The organism is Arthrobacter sp. R3-55 (genome assembly GCF_054161505.1).
Map to the genome: position 1 here is coordinate 107,246 of NZ_CP096423.1, position 19,182 is coordinate 126,427.

General features: G+C 63.3%; 19 protein-coding genes. 11 read left to right on the top strand and 8 right to left on the bottom strand.

Annotated features, from left to right (window positions below):
• Positions 1 to 36: 36 nt before the first annotated feature.
• The gene (locus M1D51_RS00530; RefSeq protein WP_458108108.1) at positions 37 to 1,329 is read right to left on the bottom strand and encodes an exo-beta-N-acetylmuramidase NamZ family protein; all 1,293 of its coding nucleotides are present in this window, start codon (positions 1,327 to 1,329) and stop codon (positions 37 to 39) included.
• A 173-nt stretch (positions 1,330 to 1,502) separates the two neighbouring features.
• Here M1D51_RS00530 and M1D51_RS00535 point away from each other — a divergent pair, with 173 nt between their 5' ends.
• The 7 genes from M1D51_RS00535 to M1D51_RS00565 all read left to right on the top strand — a co-directional run bounded on the left by M1D51_RS00535 (position 1,503) and on the right by M1D51_RS00565 (position 6,459).
• Entirely contained in the window at positions 1,503 to 2,405 is a 903-nt protein-coding gene (locus tag M1D51_RS00535) for a MurR/RpiR family transcriptional regulator (protein ID WP_458108109.1), read from the top strand.
• A gap of 9 nt (positions 2,406 to 2,414) precedes the next feature.
• A complete protein-coding gene (locus tag M1D51_RS00540; RefSeq protein WP_458108110.1) occupies positions 2,415 to 3,005 on the top strand; it encodes a GNAT family N-acetyltransferase in 591 nt (196 codons plus the stop codon).
• Complete coding sequence (locus tag M1D51_RS00545) at positions 3,002 to 3,460, top strand: hypothetical protein (protein WP_458108111.1); 459 nt, start codon at positions 3,002 to 3,004, stop codon at positions 3,458 to 3,460. Before M1D51_RS00540 ends, M1D51_RS00545 begins: the two co-directional genes overlap by 4 nt.
• Positions 3,457 to 4,134, top strand: coding sequence for a hypothetical protein (locus tag M1D51_RS00550; RefSeq protein ID WP_458108112.1), 678 nt, complete (start codon positions 3,457 to 3,459; stop codon positions 4,132 to 4,134). The genes M1D51_RS00545 and M1D51_RS00550 overlap by 4 nt, the downstream gene beginning before the upstream one ends.
• 80 nt (positions 4,135 to 4,214) lie before the next feature.
• A complete protein-coding gene (gene ppk2 / locus M1D51_RS00555) occupies positions 4,215 to 5,150 on the top strand; it encodes a polyphosphate kinase 2 (RefSeq protein ID WP_172324978.1) in 936 nt (311 codons plus the stop codon).
• A gap of 60 nt (positions 5,151 to 5,210) precedes the next feature.
• Positions 5,211 to 5,741 (top strand): RNA polymerase sigma factor, encoded by a 531-nt coding sequence (locus M1D51_RS00560; RefSeq protein ID WP_458108113.1) that lies wholly within the window; start codon positions 5,211 to 5,213, stop codon positions 5,739 to 5,741.
• Positions 5,734 to 6,459, top strand: coding sequence for a hypothetical protein (locus tag M1D51_RS00565; RefSeq protein ID WP_458108114.1), 726 nt, complete (start codon positions 5,734 to 5,736; stop codon positions 6,457 to 6,459). Before M1D51_RS00560 ends, M1D51_RS00565 begins: the two co-directional genes overlap by 8 nt.
• A gap of 68 nt (positions 6,460 to 6,527) precedes the next feature.
• Here the strand turns inward: M1D51_RS00565 and treS are convergent, their stop codons facing one another.
• The gene (gene treS / locus M1D51_RS00570; RefSeq protein WP_172324984.1) at positions 6,528 to 8,819 is read right to left on the bottom strand and encodes a maltose alpha-D-glucosyltransferase; all 2,292 of its coding nucleotides are present in this window, start codon (positions 8,817 to 8,819) and stop codon (positions 6,528 to 6,530) included.
• A 286-nt stretch (positions 8,820 to 9,105) separates the two neighbouring features.
• On the opposite strand from treS, the gene M1D51_RS00575 reads away from it, so the two are divergent.
• Both M1D51_RS00575 and M1D51_RS00580 read left to right on the top strand, forming a co-directional pair.
• Positions 9,106 to 10,095, top strand: a complete 990-nt coding sequence (locus M1D51_RS00575; RefSeq protein ID WP_458108115.1) for an NAD-dependent epimerase/dehydratase family protein — start codon at positions 9,106 to 9,108, stop codon at positions 10,093 to 10,095.
• A 55-nt stretch (positions 10,096 to 10,150) separates the two neighbouring features.
• Complete coding sequence (locus tag M1D51_RS00580) at positions 10,151 to 11,452, top strand: LssY C-terminal domain-containing protein (protein WP_458108116.1); 1,302 nt, start codon at positions 10,151 to 10,153, stop codon at positions 11,450 to 11,452.
• Between the two features lie 339 nt (positions 11,453 to 11,791).
• Here M1D51_RS00580 and M1D51_RS00585 read toward each other — a convergent pair whose 3' ends face one another.
• From M1D51_RS00585 to M1D51_RS00595, 3 genes are read right to left on the bottom strand one after another with little or no spacing between them, the layout of a single operon-like run.
• Positions 11,792 to 12,298 carry a universal stress protein gene (locus M1D51_RS00585; RefSeq protein ID WP_458108117.1) on the bottom strand — a complete coding sequence of 169 codons (507 nt, stop codon included), beginning with the start codon at positions 12,296 to 12,298 and terminating at the stop codon, positions 11,792 to 11,794.
• A gap of 57 nt (positions 12,299 to 12,355) precedes the next feature.
• Entirely contained in the window at positions 12,356 to 12,697 is a 342-nt protein-coding gene (locus M1D51_RS00590) for a CU044_2847 family protein (protein ID WP_172325439.1), read from the bottom strand.
• Complete coding sequence (locus M1D51_RS00595; RefSeq protein ID WP_458108118.1) at positions 12,694 to 15,303, bottom strand: CHAT domain-containing protein; 2,610 nt, start codon at positions 15,301 to 15,303, stop codon at positions 12,694 to 12,696. The genes M1D51_RS00590 and M1D51_RS00595 overlap by 4 nt, the downstream gene beginning before the upstream one ends.
• 191 nt (positions 15,304 to 15,494) lie before the next feature.
• Here M1D51_RS00595 and M1D51_RS00600 point away from each other — a divergent pair, with 191 nt between their 5' ends.
• Positions 15,495 to 15,695: a hypothetical protein gene (locus M1D51_RS00600; protein ID WP_458108119.1), complete on the top strand. Its 201-nt coding sequence runs from the start codon at positions 15,495 to 15,497 to the stop codon at positions 15,693 to 15,695.
• Positions 15,696 to 15,701: 6 nt separating this feature from the next.
• Here the strand turns inward: M1D51_RS00600 and M1D51_RS00605 are convergent, their stop codons facing one another.
• Entirely contained in the window at positions 15,702 to 16,733 is a 1,032-nt protein-coding gene (locus tag M1D51_RS00605; protein ID WP_458108120.1) for an LLM class flavin-dependent oxidoreductase, read from the bottom strand.
• Between the two features lie 135 nt (positions 16,734 to 16,868).
• Entirely contained in the window at positions 16,869 to 17,225 is a 357-nt protein-coding gene (locus M1D51_RS00610; protein ID WP_172325435.1) for a CBU_0592 family membrane protein, read from the bottom strand.
• 181 nt (positions 17,226 to 17,406) lie between these two features.
• On the opposite strand from M1D51_RS00610, the gene M1D51_RS00615 reads away from it, so the two are divergent.
• Positions 17,407 to 18,330: a LysR family transcriptional regulator gene (locus M1D51_RS00615; RefSeq protein ID WP_458108121.1), complete on the top strand. Its 924-nt coding sequence runs from the start codon at positions 17,407 to 17,409 to the stop codon at positions 18,328 to 18,330.
• Positions 18,331 to 18,373: 43 nt separating this feature from the next.
• On the opposite strand, the gene M1D51_RS00620 is transcribed toward M1D51_RS00615, so the two are convergent.
• A complete protein-coding gene (locus M1D51_RS00620; protein ID WP_172325433.1) occupies positions 18,374 to 19,153 on the bottom strand; it encodes an isocitrate lyase/PEP mutase family protein in 780 nt (259 codons plus the stop codon).
• Positions 19,154 to 19,182 lie beyond the last annotated feature (29 nt).

The window sequence follows — 19,182 nt, forward strand, 5'->3', positions numbered from 1 at the left end:
TGCGTTTCATCCCAATCATTTGAAGTTCCGGATGGCCTAGCGGGGTCCGTTGTAGAGGAGGTATTGGCGGGTGTCGCGGACGAATTGGCTCAGTTCAGCCCGCCAGCTGTCAATAATGGTGCGGGCGTCCGAGCCGGCGTCGATTTGTTCGCCGAAGCGGGCCGACCCACTCAGCAGCCCCATCCAGCGTCCGGCGTCGCCGCGCCAGCCGAAGCCCGGGTACAACCGCTTTGCCTCCACCAGCATGTGCGTGCCGATTTCCAGGGCTTCTACACGGGCAGGGTCAGTGATGTGCACCTGGACTCCACCACAGATGATTCCCTGGTTCTTGGAGAGGGTGGGTTGGAAGTATGCCTCGCGGAACGTGACGCCGGCGAGGCCCTTGCTGTTCAGTGCCTCCGCCCAGCGGTGGTCCACGTAAGGGGCGCCGATGAGCTCGAAGGGGCGGGTGGTGCCGCGGCCTTCAGACATGTTGGTGGCCTCAAAAAGTGCCGTGCCCGGGTACAGGAGCGCGGTCTCCGGGGTGGGCATGTTGGGGCTGGGCAGGATCCACGATGCCCGGTTGTCCGGGCCGGTCATCTCGCGGCGCCACCCCTGTACTTCCACCACCTGCAGGTCCTGGAGGGGAGTGAGGCCGGCTGCGGGCAAGTGCACTGCATTGAAGTACTTGGCCAGCTCGCCCACGGTCATGCCGTGTTGGAGGGCGATCCCAAGCTTTCCCACCCCGGACTCGAATCCCGGCTGCAGGATGGGACCGCGCGCTTGGCCGCCTATCGGGTTGGGGCGGTCCAGGACCACAAACCTGGCACCTGTCCGGGAAGCGGCCTGCATGGCACCCCACATGGTCCAGATATAGGTGTAGAACCGCGCACCCACGTCCTGGATATCGAAGCAGATAGTGTCCACACCGGACTTTTCGTAAAAGCCCACGTAGCCATCCACATCGGCACCGTAGGAGTCGTAGACGGTGATGCCGGTACGGGGATCCACGGAGGTCCCTTCGCTGGCGCCGTCTTGGGCGGTGCCCCGGAAGCCATGTTCGGGGCCGAAAACGGCCCCGACGTCGACGCCTTTATCGGCCATGTCGTCAACGATTGACCGGAAGTTGGCCAGCACTCCAGTGGGATTGGTGATGACTCCCACACGGCGGCCGGCAAAAATGTTCCAGTTGTCAGTGGCGGCGACGTCGGCGCCGTTGATGGTGGTGCCGGGCTTGCCGGGCCGGGTTTGAGGGATGGCGGCGGTGGCGCTGGAGGCAAAGGGCCCGACGACGGCGGCCGCCGCAGCCAGTCCCGAGGCGTGGATGAGGTTTCGGCGGTTCAGTGTCATGGGGTGCCTTTCCGATGATCAGGGCATGACAACTTTTGTGATGTCGCTTACATCGACCGTATTCGCTGTCGATGATTGCGTCAATGGTTTACCTATGCAACTGTATTTAGGTAAATTATTTACATGGGTGGACGACCACTGCGGCCCGCCAGGCCCGCCAAGGAGGAAACGCGATGGAAGAGGCGCTGAACGTGCAGTTGTCGCGCACCGTATTGGTGCGGATCCGTTCCGCCTTGCCCGCCCTGCGCCCCTCAGAGCGCGCCATCGCTGAGTTGGTCCTGGCTGATCCTTCCCGCGCGGCCATGATGTCAATTGGTGATCTCGCGGAGCAGGGTGGAACGTCCACTACCTCGGTGGTCCGCTTCTACAAGAAAGTGGGCTACAGCGGGTATTCCGATCTTCGTCTGGACCTCGCCAGGGAAACCGCCCGCGAAAGCCTCGCCAACAGCGTGCCGGCGGGGGTCTACGAAGACATCAATACCTCCGATTCGCTGGCTGACATTGTTTCCAAAATCGCGTTCAACGAGACCATGTCCATCGCAGATACAGCCCAAGTGCTCGACGTCGACCATCTTGCCCGGGCCGTGGAGGCCATTTCCGCCGCGCGGAAGACCGACATCTTCGGTGTTGGTGCGGGAGGCCTGGTGGGCGAGGACCTGCAGCAGAAGCTGCACAGGATCGGCCGGACGTCCTTTGCTTGGTCTGACCCGCATGCGGCGCTGGCCTCTGCGGCGCTCCTGGATCACGACGGCGTTGCTGTCGCCGTCTCCCACTCGGGCACCACCGTGGACACGGTCGACTTCCTCAAAGCGGCGAAGGCGGCCGGGGCAACCACTATTGCGGTGACCAACCATGCCGATTCGGCACTGGGGCGGGCGGCTGACATTGTGCTGAACACCGCCGCACGTGAGACCCCCTTCAGGTCCGGGGCCATGGGCAGCCGCATCGCCCAGATGATGGTGGTGGACTGCCTCTTCGTCGGCGTGGCCCAGCATTCCTACGAGGCATCAGTCTCGGCTCTGCAGAAGACACACGCTGCGGTTCAGGGGCGGAAATTGCCCAATCCGCTGAGGTAGGGTCGGGGGATGCTGACGCTTGTTGCCCCGGACGTATCCTTCTACGAGTCATTCATCGAGTCCCACCGCGAATGGGACGGGACGCACCAGGACGGTGCCGGGCTGTTTGCCGACGATGACATCAGTACGGCCGAGGGTTTCACTGCATGGGTGGATAAGTTGCTTGCTTCTGAGCATGCCGAAGAAGTGAACGGCATCGTCCCCTGCACTTATCGCTGGATAACCGAGGGCTCCCGGTATGTGGGGGCCATCGCCTTCCGTCATCACCTGACTCCAGCGCTGCTGAACTCAGGCGGGCACATTGGGTACGGTGTCCGCCCTTCTGCCCGCGGCCGTGGCGTGGCAACGTGGGCGCTGCGGGAAATGTGCTCCAGTTTGGCCGCAGGAGGAGGGCCTGATCGGGTGCTCCTGACGTGCGATGACAGTAATGCAGCGTCCGCCAGGACCATCGAGCGAAATGGCGGCCAGCTTGAAGACGTTCGCTTGGATGGTGAAGGCCAGCCCTTCCGGCGCTACTGGATTGAGCTTGCCGCCTCTGGTCAATATTTTGTCACCCAGGGGTTGACGGGGTGGTGCAGTAGGGGCACCATGGAGGCATGATCAGTCAACCCCGGGGTGACAGTGCGTCGTGGCAAGCCGCTGATTCCCAGTGGCAGAAGGTGCTCACACACCGTTCCGCCGACGACGGTTCCCGCGAAGCCGCAGCCAAGAGGTTTGCAGAACGCGGTATCACCCCGGAGCAGGTCCGCGCCGTCCTGAACGATGGTGGAGATGCCCTGTACGCCGCAGCCACAAAGGGCAGTCCTGGCTGGGCCGAAGCATTCGGAGGGCCTTTGGCCGTGGCCCTGCTCTCTGCGGAAGTCAGTGCATTTGCCGCACATTTGAATTCCAGGGCGTCCGGGGTGAGGTCAGCGGCTGTTGCCGAACTCCTGGACGAATACAGTGCCGTCACGGTGGCCGGAGAGCTGGGAGTGGCGCGCCAGAAGGTATACGAAATCGCACGGGCAGGTCTTCGTCCGCCCTACATTGAGCAGGTCCCTTGGAGGACACAATGAATCCGATCGAAGAGAAGGTCCAGCTACCGGACCCGCAAACCCACTTTCTGGTCCATCCCCTCGACTTGCCGGCAGCCCGCAAGGAGTTCCTGCTGGGCTGGTGGTTGGGAGTCTTCGCCACACCCCAGGTCTACACGGCGCTTCTGGCCTTCTTTTGGGCCGTCAGCAACAACTACGTCACACCCGTGCTGGTTCCGCTGGTCCTGGTGGTGGCTGCCGGATGGGTCGGTTCCCGACTCACCCGCGGCGCCTGGGACTACATCCCACGGAAACGGCATGACCGGCAGCGGCGGTTGCCTGGCCTGAGGATCAGCGCAGCGCTCGTCACCTCGCTGGCACTCCTTGCCGGGCTGGTGGTGTTCATGGTCTGGGCTTCCGGGCAGGACTTCGTCCCCGGTTTCAGTGCGTACCCCTTGGGAATGGGTGCGGCCATTGTGCTGATCATGGTATTGGAGTTGGTGGTCAAGCTTGTCCGCCGCAGGACGCTGGAGATTGCTCCCCAGGTCCTGAGTACGGTTGTAGTGGCGATCGCCCTGTGGATGGGATTCCTCCTCCTTCCGGCAGGCGACGCCCCCACCGTCCAGGAGATGCTTCCGGGTGCCGCCATCCTTGTGGGTGTCTGGTTGATCTGGCTGCTTTTCACCAAGGCAGAGTCCCGCCGCAACCACGGCTGATGGGCGGCAGGCCTGTTCATGTTCCCGTCACCAACCATTGTTAGGCTGCCGGGCACCACACAGCTGACCAGGAGGACCGCATGACGGAGGCAAATCCACTATCCACATCACTGGACGATTGGTGGGTCAGGGACAACCTGCGGGAGACCATCGATCACCTGGTGGAACTGGGTTACACCATCAGTGGCGGGCAAGGGGAAGACCCGGACCTGATTGATCCCGGTGGATCCGCAGTGGAGACGTGGAACGAGGATTATCCCTACGAACAGCGGATGACCCGCGACGAGTACGAGATCGAAAAATACCGCCTCCAGATCGAGCTGCTGAAATTCCAGTACTGGGGCCAGGACCGCGGTCTGAAGCATGTGATTGTCTTCGAGGGCAGGGACGCCGCCGGCAAAGGCGGAACCATCAAGCGCTTCACGGAGCATCTGGACCCCCGTTCCGCCCGGACTGTGGCCCTCGCCAAGCCTTCGGACCGCGAGCAGGGCCAGTGGTACTTCCAGCGTTATATCCAGCACCTTCCCACGGCCGGCGAGATCGTCATGTTCGACCGATCCTGGTACAACCGGGCCAACGTGGAAAAAGTCATGGGTTTCTGCACCGAGGACGAATACCGCACCTTCATGGGGCAGGCGCCGGTCTTCGAAAAGATGCTGGTTGACGCCGGCATCCACGTAACCAAGTTCTGGTTCTCCGTCACCCGACAGGAACAGCGCACACGCTTTGCCATCCGCCAGATCGATCCCGTACGCCGCTGGAAGCTCTCTCCCATGGACCTCGCGTCACTGGACCGCTGGGAGGAATACACCGATGCCAAGGAACAGACATTCCTGCACACGGACTCCGATCACGCGCCGTGGATCACCATCAAATCCAACGACAAGAAGCGCGCCCGCATCAATGCCATGCGGTACTTCCTGAACCAGTTCGACTATGAGGACAAGGACACCTCGGTGGTCTACGACGCCGACCCCCTGATCCTCCGCCGCGGCCGCGACGCCGTCGGGGACTAACTCGCGGGGCTTTTTCCCGGAATCGGTTACATTTTTCTGATTGCCGGACATTAACGGGGTATGAGCTTGCAAACGGATCAGGGGGACCGTGTGGAGTCGGCCAGGCAGAAGCATTTCCTGGCGGCACACGCGGCGTCCCACGACAAGGTGTACCGCTATTTCCGGCGTCGAACCGATGGTGCATCCACGGCCGAGGACCTCACAGCCGATGTCTTCCGGATTGCGTGGGAAAAGTCCCGTCAGGACCAGGAACTCTCGGTGCTTGTGGTGTTTGGCATCGCCCGCAATGTCCTCCGCAATCACTACCGTTCTACCGCCCGCTCCCTGAACCTCACGCAGCAGTTGGAGCGGGAGCGGACCGCTGAGTTGGGATCCGACGACGGCCAGGTGATGGAAGCACTGGACCGGCTCAAGCCCGAGGAACGGGAGGTCCTTCTCCTGACGTACTGGGACGGCTTCAGTTCCGCCGAGGTTTCCGACCTGCTCGATGTCACCGCCACGGCTGTCAGAATGCGCCTGCACCGGGCGCGGAAAGAGCTCAGCAAACTGCTTCGGACAGACCACACCACGGAGGATCCCAGCAATGCGTAACCACCAAACATCCACCCTGGATCGCCTGACCGCGGCCGATCCCGCCATGAGGGTCACAGAAGATGAACTGGCCCGCAGCCGGGAGAAGAGCCTGGCGGTTACGGCTACCGATGCAGAGCAGCTTTCCGTCGGTGGCTCCGTAGAAAATTCCCACCGGCGGCCGCCCCATGTACGCCGCCTCCGGATGCTGGCCGGTGCAGGATTGGCGGCAGCGGCAGCAGCAGTTGTTGTGGGTGTCGTCCTGACGTCCTCCATGCCGGCTCCCCCCACCGAGCAAGCTGCGCCGGCTGCAACGCAACCCGGCACTGTGCCGGAAGATGACTCGACAAGCTCCCCCGGCGGGATACCGCCCCTAATAACCGGTTCCCCGACTCCGACGGTGCAAGCCGACATCGTCACGGGCGGGTCAGGTAAGGTGGCCGTTTCCACGAATGAAATCGACGGTCGTATCTCCGAGGGTATCTACGCGCGCCCGGATGTTCTCCGGATTCTGAAACTCGAAGCGGACAAGGACGGTTGCATCGGCAACGGCCTACTGTTTCCCACTGGAACCACAGTCACGGACACCGGGCTAATGATGCCCGACGGAACACTCTTCCGGATGGGTGATGTCATCTCATTTGGGGGTTTGGACGTGGAGTCGAAAGACGTGGGACCGTGCGCAGACGGCCGCCAGCTTGTCTTAATGGAGGACGTGCGTCCCTACGTCGGCAATTAGCCATGGCCCAGGTGAATAACACCAAACCCCGACGTCGGCACTCACCGTGAGTGCCGACGTCGTGCGTTCTATTCGGCGGACTCTTCCTCCACAACCGGGTCCTTCAGCAACAGCGCCGTGCCTTGGAACGGCCGGAGTTCGAGGAAGAAGCTGCACAGATCATCCACCTGGCCGACGTCCTCGCCGCTGAACAAGTCATGCACGGTGGCTCCGGGCACCAGATGTGAGGACTGGATGCTGCCCGCGATGTCCTGGTCCGAGAAGTTCAGGACCGTTACTTGCAGTGCTCCGTCGGCGAGCTGGTTGACCATCACCAGCAATCCCCGGTTGGAAACGTCCGGCACGTCCAACAAGGTGCTGGTGGCAATGCCCGATTCCTCCCGCACCGTGAGGATCTGCTGGAGGCGACGTGCGTAGGAGGCTGAATCCTTGAGCTGCTCGGGCAGTGAACCGTAGAGGCTGCGAGCCCTGGCCATGCCTGCCAGCGAGGTCTTCGCTTCGGGGCTGGTGCCCATGAGGTCGTGGGCTCCGCGGTTGATCCAGCGGGTATCACCCTGCGAGGTGAGCTCCTTGACGGTCTCGCGGTCCAGTGCCGTGATGCCGGTGAGGTCCCAGCCGGAAAGCGCGAAGACGCCCGGCTGCAGCGCGTTGTACATGGACAACAGCACGTGGGCGTCCAGGACCTGGGTTTCCTGCTCCGGGGTGATGGCATCCTGGTCCGTGATACCCAGCGAGGCCATGATGAAGCTGACCGTGGTGCAGGCGATGCCGTTGGTGGTGAACAGCGCGTTGTACGGGCCATTTTCGCCCGTGAGGCGTTCCCGCAGGGTTTCCTGGACCTTCTCGGCAACTTCGGCCCCGGTCAGTTCTTCACCGCCAAGCTCAAAAATGTCGTCCCTGTGCCCGGCGGCGAAGTGCAGCAGCTCGTACGTCAGTTCGTCGTGGTTCTGGAGGGCGTGGACCAAGGAAGCCTGGTCCACGCCGATCTCCATGGACAGGCGAAGGGTCAGGCGCAGGAACTCGGTGTCGCCGGTGACGAAGGCGTAGTGGTAGGCCGGCCGCGTAATGAAGTCGTAGGAGAGGTCGGGGCCGGATTCCGACTGGGCTTTGATGTCGTCGATGGTGAGGTTGAGCTCCTGGAAGGAGAACCCGCCCACCTTGCGGATCATGGAGCCGATCAGCTGGTTTGCCGCCTCGGACAACGGGTGGCCCTCGGACCAGCCCGGTTCTTCTTCCGCACTCTTTTCCACGCCGAGGAATCCGTTGGCATCGAGCCGCAGTGCACCGGTGCCGAGGTCCAGCAATGAATGCAGGGCATCACCAACCACCAGGCGCATGCCGGCGAAAGTCGGGTCCAGCCAGTTGATGGACGGCTGGCCGGACTTGAAGTAGTGGAGGTAGACCCAGCGGCGGGTTTTGCCGGTGGTGTCAACAATGGGCTTGGTGGCGCTCCAATTGGTTTCCTTCACACCCGGCTCGTAAAAAATAACCCGCTGCAGCCGCCCGATGATGTAGCCCGCCTTTTGCAGGGCCTCCTCGGCCGCAGGGCTGATGTTGACCGAATCGGCGCCCTCGGGAACGTCCGGGAGCAGGTGCCAATCCTCTTCGGGGATGTCCACCATGTGATAAATCCCGGGGTAGTCCCGGAAGTTCATCTCAGCCAGCCGGAAGTCCGCACCCTTGCCGGTGTGCCCGGGGACAATGTCATCAATGATGGTGCCGCCGTGGTCGTTGGCGACCTCGCACATTTGGCGGAATTCTTCTTCCGTGCCGAACGCGGGGTCGATCGCCATGCTGATCCGGTCAAAGTGCCCGTCCACACTTGGCGTCTGGGACCAGCCGCGAATACCGCCGGCCAGCTTCACAGGGCCGGTGTGCAACCCGCGGATGCCGATCTCGCTGAACGCATCCCAGAGTGCGGGGTCACCCAGCGCCGAAAGGAAGGACTGTCCGTCTTTGGTGATGAAGGACAGCGGGTAGGCCGTGAACCACACGGGTGCACGCTCTACTGCTGATCTGGGGTTGGGCCTGGCGTACGAGTTCTGCCACATGCTCGCCTGGCCGGAAAGCTGCCGCGCCAAGGTGTTGGCATCGCCCAGCATGGACTGGTTCCGGAGCCAATCCACGTAGGTGGAGTTCAGTCCATCGAATTCCAAGGAAGGGCGGGCCGCGAAGAACTGCCGCCTCCGGGCAATCGGCCGAAGCGCCTTGGGGCGGGCCGGATAAAACTGCTCGTCAAAGGTGATTTCCGCCGGTTCGCTCACGCTTTCATCGGGCGTTATCTGTGGCGTTTCCTCCGAATGATCTTCCGGAGTTCCGCTGGTTTCTGACACGCTCTCGCTGACTGCAGGCTCCCGCACAGTTTGCTCCTTTACGTGGTCGCCGCGTCAACGCCGACCGTCCGAGGGGGTCGTTCAAGAGGTCACGTACCCGGGCTTGCCCGGACTATTCATGCTAGTCACGTTGGCCTGCTGTTTGTCGAACCCAGGAACAAGTAAGTCTCGTTATTATCAGGCGGCTTGACGTTCAGTACTTTGGGGTCAACTGCAGAGAAGCCCGACGGCGGCACCTGGGTGAGTGCCGACGTCGGGCCTACCGATCCATCCTCACCAGCCAGTACCGTGGGCTCGTGGAGATCGGAGAGCTATGAAAATCGTTGTGATCGGCGGCAGCGGCCATATCGGGTCCTTCCTTGTTCCAAGGCTCGTTCGTGCCGGGCATGAGGTCATCGCCATCAGCCGCGGGACCGGCAAGTCCTACACCGACGTGCCCGAGTGGCAGCAGGTCCGCATGGTTTCAGCGGACCGGCAGCAGGAGGACCGGGACGGCAGCTTTGGTGACCGGGTAGCGAAGCTGGGTGCCGACGTCGTGATTGACCTCATTTGCTTCACGCTCGAATCAGCCACTGCGCTGGTGGAGCGCCTTCGCGGCGAAACAGGCCACCTGCTGCATTGCGGCTCCATCTGGCGATACGGCGTCAGCTTGAAGTTGCCTCTTGTTGAAGGAGCTGATTCCGCCCCGGAACCCTCCGCTGCGGAGCCGGTTGATGAGTACGGGATCCAGAAGCGTGACATCGCCCGCATGCTCAAGGAAGAGACGGCCTCAGGCGGGTTGGCCACAACATCGATTCACCCGGGGCATATTGTGGGGCCGGGTTGGCAGCCGATCGGGCCCTTGGGCAACCTGGATCCCGGCGTGTGGGAAACGATCGCCGCCGGCCTGCCACTCCGGGTTCCGGGCAGCGGGACGGAGTTGATGCACCACGTGCACGCCGACGACGTGGCGCAGGCTTTCGAGAAAGCCATCCTGGAGCGGGACGCGGCAGCCGGGGAGGATTTCAACATTGTTGCCCCCACTGCCCTGACCGTGCGGGGTTACGTGAGCATCGCTGCTTCCTGGTTCGGGCAGGAACCCCGTATGGAAACCGTGAGCTGGGAGGAGTTCCGCCGGAGCACCACCGAGGAATCTGCCGACATCAGCTGGGCCCACCTCTCCCGCAATCACTGCATGAGCATCCACAAGGCGACGTCCCTGATCGGCTATGCCCCGCATTATGAACCCGAGCAAGCCGTGCTCGAATCCGTGCGATGGCTCATCGACAACGGCCAACTCAACGTCCCGAAACCGCTGGCCTAGGCCTGTACAACGGCCACCCGAGGCCCGAAGCTTAAGGGGCCACAGGGGGAGCTTCATGGACAAAACGCAGAAGGATGTGACGGACAGCCGGCTCGATCACGGGTTCTTCGTCCTCGGTGGCGCCGCCACGGTATGGCTGGCCTTCCTGCTGGTGGGGGAGAGTTTCCATCTGGGCTGGGGGCAGTTGTGGTTCTCCGTGGTGTTCTGGGCGTTCCTTGCGTACCTGCTGTTGCCCCGGCTGCACCGCATCCTGACCACCATCTACGTTCCGGGCTACTTCATCGGCCGGGCCCGGACCAGCGACGGACTGTTGGGTGACCCCGTCAACGTCGCTTTGCTGGGAGCCGAACCCCAGGTCCACGCGATCATGAGGGCCGCCGGCTGGACCATGGCCGACGACGTCACCTTCGCCAGCAGCCGCCGCATCGTCAGTTCCACCATTTTCCGGCAAAGTTACACGGAGGCGCCGGTCAGCCCGCTGTACCTGTTCGACCGGCAACAAGATTTCGCCTACCAACAGGAAGTGAACAACACTCCGGGCAAACGCCACCATGTGCGTTTCTGGCGATGCCCCGAGGGGTGGCTCCTCCCGGGCGGGCATCAGGTGGATTGGCTCGCTGCCGGAACGTATGACCGCAGCGTCGGCTTCTCACTCTTCACCCTGCAGATCACCCACAAGATTGAGCAGAACACCGACGTGGAGCGGGATCACATCGTTTCCACCGTTTCGGCTGCCGAACCTGCCGTCTCCGTGCACATCATCAAGGACTTCTCCACGGGCTATCACACGCGCAACGGCGGCGGAGACTCCATTTCCACAGACGGCGACCTGCCCATCATCGACGCCCGGCGCGTCCCGGTGCCAGCGGGCCGGCCAACCGGGCGGATCGACAGCCGCGACCGGCGGCCGGCGCCCATAGTGACCGGTGCTGTCCTCGTTGCCATCCGCGCCGTTGCGGCATTCACCCTGGCCATGACGCTCCTGGCCTCTGGCGGCGACATCGGCCTTGAGGATGTCCCACTGGATGCGGAAACCACGACGACGGTGATCGTCACCATGGCGGTCATCGTCCTGCTCTTCGGGCTCGGCGAGGTTTTCCTGGCGTGGCGGATCCTCCTGGGCAGCAACGGAGCCAGGGTGATTGCCATGGCCCTGAGCTCCATTTCGATCCTGGTGCAGGCCGTTGACTACTCCACCGGGACCGCCAACCTCACCCTCGAAGCGGGCCTCTCCGGCCTGGCCTCTGACATCCTCGTCCTGCTGGCGTTATCCAGCCAACGGGCCAGAGTGTATGCCAAGCGTCAGCGCGTCCCGGCCGTCCCTGCGTCTGTGGTGGTTCGGCGTGTGCCTTCCTGACCTTCTTTGGGTGTTGGTTCCGTCTGACACGCCGTCCTTTGTGGCGTGTCGAGGTGGTTTCGGACCCAAAGTGGGTGGTGAAGGCACGGGCATGAAGCCAGCCACTCCTTGAAGGCCGCCCTTCCGAGGCTCGACGACGGCACTCACCCGAGCGCCGCCGTCGTTCCGTCTCCGCGGGATGTGGGAGAGCGTCGGGGTTAAACAAAAGAGCTCCGGAGTGCGTTATTGGGGGATACGCACTCCGGAGCGGTCTTTGAGCAGGGGCTTTCGCTACCCTGCAGTAATCACTCTACGTTGCGTGGAACCCCTTCGCCACCACCTGGAATAAGTACTTTCGCTTTAGTTTCGATGAGCAGCTTCAGGACGCTTTTTTTGGGGCACAATCAGGACCGGCCGGCGTTGATGATGGCTCAACCACGCAGCCACGGATCCATTGAGAGCCTCGGAAATCCGGTGCCCCAATCCGGGCTCCGGCGTGCCCACAATGATCATCGAAGCGTTGATATCCGAGGCAAGCCGGCCCAAGGCCCGTGCCGGATCTCCCGCCAGCAATCGCAAGGTCCACTCAGCCGTTCCACCATCCATGGCTTCCGCAATCACCTTGCCGAGGTCGTCCCGGACAGCTTCGACGTCGACGTCGTCCTTTTCGGGATGCAGCGACATCCGGTGTGCCTCCCGGGACGGGTCCCACTCCACGAGGTAGCTGGCCTCGTCCACATAGGCGCACACCAACGGCACGCCGAGCCGCTCGGCCAACGTCCGGGCGGTCTGGAGGACCTCCACATGCTGGTCGGGGAGAACCCCCACCACCAAGGGAATGGGTCCGCTGAAATTTTCCGCAGCCATACCCTTATTGTTGCGCCGGGGCGATCCAATGAACAGGCTGTTCGGTGGGTTGGAATGTCAGCTTTCCGTCGGCTTGTTCCACGTCAGCCGCACCTTGAAATTGGACGCCGTGCTGGCCGAAGCGATGAACGCGCCCGCCTCCGCGTGCAGATCTATCCCGAATTCCACGCTCACCTCATCCGGACGGTTCTCCAGGCTCAGCAGCTCGTCGATCACGCCCTGCACCGCCGGACGCACATGCGCCAAGGCCCGCTCGAAGGTTTGCTGGGCCCGCGCGAAGACCCCCGAATGGTCCCCGGCGTGATCGCCTCCCCTTGTCACCAGGCTTCCGGCCGCGTTCGCGACCTCCACAACTACCGTGCCGCCGTCGTCGGTGGTGAATTCAACCAGCCTGCTCATCCTGCTGCCCCCGCTTGAACAGCCGGCCGCAGCCTGCGGGCGGTGACCACGAACATGATGCCCACCGAGCAAAGAAGCAGCAGATGCAACAGCAACGGCAGCGCCTGCGTCATATACCAGCTCTCCATGAACACGCCTTTCCCTTGAATCCAAATGATGGGCTGCAACACAGGGGGTAGCAGCAGAAGCCATGCGAGAGTCCGTTGAGCCGGATTCCTGAGCGCGAGGATTCCTGCCCATAGCCCGAAAACACACAAAGCGAAACTGAACACGACCGCGGTTACTTCAACCGTGTAGTTCAGGCCGGCCAGGCCAAAAACCGCCTGGGAAACAACAACGCCCGTCATAGCCAACCGCCCTTGGGCTGATCGCTCCGGAAGCCCTGCGACAGTCAGTGACAGGAATCCGATGGGGGCGAGCAGTCCGTAGAGGATCCTCAGAACGATGTCGCCGCCGTTGTCCTGCCAGAACTCCACGTCGAACCACATGAAGAACACCGCGAAGCACGCGCCCACCCCGCCCGCAACCGCCAACGCGGCGCCTCCCCAGGCCAGGGGTTGCCAGCTAAGCGCGGATCCGTCGTGCCGGGGTGCCGGCGCGTCCCTCGCTGCGGGCCGTTTGGCGACTCCATCAACGCTCGACGCCGGAACCCCGCCGGGTGCCTCGGCTTTGGTGGCGGCCGGGTTTTGTGATGCCCCGGCCGTGGGACTGTCTGTGGTCTTTTTCCGTGGTGGCCGGAGTGACGGGGTGGCCGCAGTGTACGAGCCCTGGGCTTTCAGATCCTCCTCAGGATCGAGAACCACCCCGGCGGCTGCCTCCTTTGCTTTGGCCCGCTCCAGCTCATCCCGGGCTTCCGTGGCGAGCCCCTCGGGATCTGCGGCATCGGGGTCCAGGGCTGCCAGTTCTGCCGACACATCCAGCACCGCTTCCCAGGAGCCGAGGGCGGAGTGGTACCGAAGCTCACCTTGCAGATCGGAGATCCGTTGGCGGCGCTCGCAGTCCTGTCGTCGGGAAGCGGCGTCAGGGAACGCGGGATCGTCCTGAACCGCGGCGAAGCCGTCAGCCGCGGCCAACCAATCCTCTGCTTCCTCTGCCTCGAGTGCTTCCCGGTACGTGCGGCCCAGTTTCAGCCGGTGCTGTGCCGTGTCCTTGAGCGCTGCCGCGTCCCGGTATCCGGGCTCCAGCGTCAGGAGGTCCTCGAACAGTTCCACGGCTTGTTCCAGGCGCCTGGCCCTCAGCTCGGCCGATGCTTGGACATAGAGCGCCCGCAGTTGCGCCCGTTTCATGGCGTCGGTGGTGGCCTGATGCTGTGAAACCGACGGCTGTGGAACCTGGGTCTGCGCGGCCTGCGTCTGTGTAACCTGCGTCTGTGGAACCTGCGGCTGTGAGGCCGGCGGACTTGCGGGGGCTGGTGCCGCGGCCTGACCGCCCGAGGCCCGTGCCGTCGTCGAACTTTCACCCGTCGTCGTGCTTGCACCAACACCCGGTGCGCGCGGCGTTCCCTTCAGCGTGAACAACTGGGTGGTGCCGCCACGGACGTAAAGGGCGGGTGTGACCCATTCCAGGGTTCCGTCCGGGCTGGCCATGACGGAGATCCTGCCGACGCGCGCCGCCTCATCAACGGTGCGGCCGTTGGCGATTGCGGCGTAGAAGCCGTGGGCGAACGCGATGGCGGCGTAGTCGCTGATGGCGAATTGCATGGCTGCCACAGCACCAATGCCGCTCCTGACCAAGGCCGACGCGGTGCCTGAGAAGAGGTCTGATTGGCCCATTTCGCCGGAGGAACATGAGTTCAGCACCACCAGTCGCGGGCGGGGCGCGGCGACGCTGAGCAGGGCCATCAGCCGGACGGCGCGCACCATGGCGGCCCTGCCGTCGGGCCCCACCAGGGCGATCCTGCCTTCGTCAGTGCGGGAGTCGTAGTCGCCGTGGCCCACAAAGTGCACCACATGCCAGGGGCCGGCCAGCAGCAGTGACTGCACATCATCCCAGGTGCCGCTTTTTGCCCACACCAGCTCCACCCTGCCCTCGGAGACGGGACCCGCCAAGGCCCGGCTCAGGTGGTCTTTCTCGGCAGTGACGTCCAAGGTGGGCAGGTCCCGCGGCGAGGCGACAATTCCCAGAATGCGCAGGGGAGGGGCCACATCCAAAGGATTCAGATTGTAATCGGGGGCGGGAATGTGCCGGAGGAGGGGCTCGGTCTGGCAGAGGTAGGTTTCGGTTTCGGCGTCGAACAGGGTTTCCCAGGGCATGGTGGCCAGCTCAGGTGCGGACAACCTCAGGACCACCCTGAGCTGCTGGCCGGCGTGTTGTGCCGCGCCGAGGCTGGCCCGGTACGTGCCATAAACCTCGCGGGTGAACAGGGCCTGGAACAGCTGCTGGCCCACTTCACGGACGGCCAGCTCGGCCACCGGCATGGTCCTCCGGGCAGCCACGGCCGATGCCAGGACGGTAGCTTCAAGCTGGGGGAGCCGTTCAAGGATGCCGTCCACGTCCAGGGTGAACGTGCCCGAAGCGTGGCCGCCCGCCGGTGCACGGACTACGTGCACCGCATATTCGCCCCGCGCAGAGCCGGAATCAATCTCCAGCTCAATGTCACAGTCCATCGCGGATCCCTTGTGTGACGGGCAATCCGGCCGCACAACGGGTGCACCGGGAATTCCCTTAGGAATAGATTGGCCCTAACCCTGGCCAGCCACAAGACCTGGACCCTTGTAGACGTTCCGGCCCGGGCCTACGGTTAATCCGGGCCCATGGCATCAGGACCCGCGGCTCATGTGAAGGAAGGCGGTCCGCGATGGAAATTTTCATGTGGTGGCTCGATCTGCACCTGGACAGCAAGGAATGGCTCCGGGAGAACCTGCGTGCAGAGGAACTTCCGCTGCCCGTGCTGCAGCATATTGCCGAGGCCGGCGGTCCCCACCCGGACAAGGTCAGTGGAGTACTGACTGACGCGGATTGGGACTTCATCGAGACGCAGTCGGAGTTTGTGGACTGACGCCGCTTAGGTGGCGGCCGTCCACCCCAAGGTCGGCCCTAGTTTGCCCGCGATGTCGGTAAGGATCTGCACGTAGTCCTCATGGTCGAAGCTGAAAGGCAGTGCGAAAGCCACTTCGTCGACTTCCTGGAATCCTTGGTGGGCGTAGAGCTGCTCAGCAATCTGGTCGCTGCTTCCAATGATGTCCTGGGCGAACATCATCCCCTTCGGGCCTTGGGGCGCGAGGGTTCGTGGCGTCCGTTCGTCCACATACCGTTGGTATTTCCGGCGCTGGCCAGGTGAGGCCGAGTCCGTGGGGATCACTACCAGGCCCTGCGAGACGCGGGCAGGGTTCCCATTTTGGGCCGCGGCTTCGCGGCAAGCCCGGATCTGTGATTGTTGGACCAGGGCGAAGTCCGGTTCCTGATCCTTATCCGGGAAGATCACGCTGCTGGAGAGAAGATTGAAGCCGTTCTCCCCGGCCCAGACAGCAGATTTCATGCTCGCGGCGCCATACCAGAGCCTCGCACGCAGCCCGGCAGAGTGCGGTTCCACACGGTTGGAAAATTCTTCAACTACACCCTGTTTACCGGAGAAATCCCGCACCTTCTCGCCGGCGACCAGCCGGGCAAACCGGTCCACGCGGGCGTAACTGAAGTCCTCGACGTCGGCAGTGTCAGGGTAAAGCTCATGTTTGACAGTGTCGTAATTCATGGGCTCGCCTACGCTCAGCCCCGGATTGATCCGTCCCCCGGAGAGCAGGTCCACGGTGGCCAGGTCCTCAGCCAGGCGCAGGGGGTTTTCCCAACCCAACGGTGTCACCGCGGTTCCCAGCTCGATCCTGGAGGTGCGCTGGCTTGCCGCGGCCATCACCGCAACAGGGGAGGAAATGCCGAACTGCAGGTGGCGGTGCCGAAGCCACGCACTGTCAAAGCCGAGCCGCTCCCCGAGTTCGATGATCTCCAACGTGGATTGGTGTCCGGCCGCGGGATCCGCGGGATCAAACAGGCCAATCGTGAGGAAACCCAGCTTGCGCAGGGGATGTTCAGGGGTGGGCATGGGCTTCCTTCACAGTAGGGCGGCGGCTACTGCCCAGAATAGGCTCCGGGTCACGGCACGACGGCGGGAGGTTACCTTTTGTGATGCCGGGGGAGGTCAGGCGGTGCCGGGCGGAGACCAGAGGCCGGATGGCGGCTAGGCGGCGATGGCGCTGGGGCGGGCGGCCGCGACGATGACCTGGGCAGCGGTGTCCGGGCCAAGCGAGGGGGCTTCTTGAGCCTGTTCCTGAACCTGGTGCGCTTCGCGTTCGGGGCGTTCCTTTGCCCGCATCCGGAGGAGTGCCACGGCCGATATCAGGAACCACGCCACATTGGTCACCACGGAGGGCCAAGCCCCATGGAGCGTGCCGTTGACGATGAAGGCGCAGGAACCAAAGAGGTTCACGGTCTGGAAGGTGGTGCCTGCCTGCAGCCAGCCCATGGACACAGCCATGTAGCCGCCAAGCATTGCCACTGCGCCGGCCCAGCCGGTGATTTCGAACAGCAGTTCCATGGGAGTCCTTTCAGGATTTGGGCACCCGGAAGAAGCCGGCGGGGCGGCTGTGATCCGTAGTGGAGGCTTGATTCGCTCGTCGTTATTGCGCTGCTGAATCGTGCTTTTGAGTCAATATTGAGCGAGTATGACCTTTAGATCAATTGCAATCTTCTGAAGACCGTGTTTAGGAGTACTTAACATGGATGTAGACCCCCGCAGACTGCTGGTTCTTCTTGCCGTCGCCCGCACCGGAGGCGTCCTCGCGGCGGCCGACGAACTGCGGATTACACCTTCCGCAGTGTCCCAGCAGCTCAGCAAACTCGAGGCCGAGGCGGGGCAGGCACTGCTGCTGCGCACCCCCAAAGGATCGGTGCTGACGCCCGCAGGTTTGGCGATGGCAGAGGCAGGGGAAGAGATAGAGCGGGCGCTCAACGTTGCCCGGGCCAGGATGCAAAGCGAAGTCAATATTGCGGGCGTTGTTCGGGTGGGCGGATTCACGAGTTTCATGCGCACAGTGGTGATCCCGCGTCTTCCTGAGTGGCGCAGCCAATACCCCCAGCTGCAGATTCAGATAGTGGAGGACAGCTTCCCTGCGGTGATGCGGCTCCTGCGCCAGCGCCAGCTCGATGCTGTGGTCATAGAACAGGACTCGACGGCGGCAGAGCAGCATCCCATGGCCGCCGGCATGGTCCAGGAACCCCTGCTGGACGAGCCATGGAAGCTCGTAGTGCCCGCCGGAAGCCTGCTGGGCACGGACAACATTGACCTGAGCCGTTTGCATTTGCCGTGGCTGGGAGTGGAGCCCTCAGCAGCAAACACTGCAGTTCTTGGTCGCCTCCGCCACTCCACAGGAGCCCGGATTGAAACTGTTCATCAGTACCACGACACCCTGACGGCACTGGCTCTCGTCGCCGCCGGGGAGGGGGTGGCCATCGTGCCCACCCTGGCGCTCACCGGCGTGGTCCACGATCACGTGGACATCCTGGACGTTCCTGGCCTGGGCACCCGGCACATCGCTCTGCGACGCTTCGACCGGCGACGGGCAGCGAGCCTGCCCGTGGACACCGTGGCCCGGTTGCTCAGGGAATCGGCGGCTGCTTTCGACACCCGCTCAGGGTCCTGACCAGTCCCGCCCTCACGGGAGAAACAGGTCAGGACCGGCCCGGCTAGTTCAGCGCCGGAGTGTCCGAGGGGATCACGCCGGAGCCGTAAAGATCCGAGGCGAGATCCTGCAGTGCCCTTAGGGCCACACGCTGGGTGAACGGACCGTAGGACACGCGGGCCACGCCTAGGGCCTGGAGTTCGGCAGCCGGAAGGGCACCCGGTGCGCCGATCACGGAAAGCTTTCCCTGGCCGAGGCCTTCAACCAGCGGCTCGATGACCTCGCGGGTCATGGCGCCGGGCACGAACACCAGGGAGGCGCCGGCGTCAAGGAAAGCGCGTCCCCTCGCGATGGCGTCCTGGATGCTCTCTTCAATCGGGCGATCGCCACCACGGGCAATCGCGTCAGTACGCGCATTGAGCTGGAACGGGATGCCCTCTGCGGCAGCGGCCGAAATGATGGCCTGCACACGCGACACGGCTTCGTCGAACGGGCGGAGCCGGTCCTCAACGTTTGCGCCGACCACTCCAATGGCAATCGCCCGGCGGATGGTTTCAGCCGGGTTGTCGTAGCCATCGTCCAAGTCTGCGGTAACAGGGTGGTCCACGGCGTCGACAATGCGCTTCACCCCGTCCAGCGCGACGTCCAAGGGCATGGTTCCATCGGCATATCCGTAGGAGGCAGCAATCGAATGTCCTGCAGTGGCGATTGCCTGCGTCTCAGGAAGCGCAGCGATGGTCCGGGCGCTGATGGCATCCCACACATTGACCACACTCAGGATTTCGGGTGCCTCGTGCAGGGCTTTTAGCTGTTGTGCACGTGCATTGGTGTTCGCTTCAGTCATGGTCGCTCTCCGTTAATGTTTGTCCTCCG